This window comes from Fructilactobacillus sp. X2R5C2, from assembly GCF_059901375.1.
The window spans coordinates 1-268 of the sequence record NZ_JBWXUX010000022.1; the positions used below are offsets into that span (position 1 = coordinate 1).

At 63.4% G+C, this 268-nt stretch carries 1 protein-coding gene; it reads left to right on the forward strand.

Annotation, left to right across the window (positions count from 1 at the left end; translation table 11 throughout):
• Positions 1-268 (forward strand): acyl-CoA dehydrogenase C-terminal domain-containing protein (locus tag AC6UD2_RS06790; RefSeq protein ID WP_500698433.1); only part of this gene is annotated, 268 nt, incomplete at both ends.

Below are 268 nucleotides of genomic sequence, written 5' to 3' on the forward strand. Positions count from 1 at the left end.
GCGAGGAAGTGGGCGCGGCCTCGGTCGACTACCTGATGTACTCCGGCTACGCTTGCCTGGCCTACTTCTGGGCCGACATCGCCCGCCTGGCAGCCGAGAAGCTGGCAGCCGGCACCAGCGAAGAGGCCTTCTACACTGCCAAGCTGCAGACTGCGCGCTTCTACTTCCAACGTATCCTGCCGCGTACCCGTACGCATGTGGCGACCATGCTGTCGGGTGCCAACAACCTGATGGCGATGGACGAAGAGCACTTCGGCCTGTCGTACTG